The organism is Priestia sp. SIMBA_032, assembly GCF_046535215.1.
GTDB lineage: Bacteria > Bacillota > Bacilli > Bacillales > Bacillaceae_H > Priestia > Priestia aryabhattai.
The window spans coordinates 1-256 of record NZ_JAWRXD010001065.1 but is presented as its reverse complement, the minus strand read 5'-3'; the positions used below and the strand labels follow the sequence as shown (position 1 = coordinate 256).

The 256-nt window shown below is 73.8% G+C and carries 1 protein-coding gene; it reads left to right on the top strand.

From position 1 onward, the window contains the following. The coding region (locus SB717_RS37625) for a tyrosine-type recombinase/integrase (protein WP_410908252.1) at positions 1-256 on the top strand (256 nt) is incomplete at both ends.

Below are 256 nucleotides of genomic sequence, written 5' to 3'. Positions count from 1 at the left end.
ATCGACGACCTCGATCTCTCACGGGCGACCGCGCGCGTAGTGGGCAAGGGATCCAAGGAGCGGGTGGTTCCTTACGGCGCCCCCGCACGCCGCGCGATCGAGGCCTATCTCACGCGCGGCCGGCCCGTTCTCGCGGCGCGGAGCGACGGAGCTGCCCCGGCCCTGTTCCTCGGTTCACGAGGGGGCAGGCTCGGGGCGCGCACGGTCTACGATCTGGTAGCCCGCACCGTCGGGCCCCTGGTCGGCGGCGCCGTCG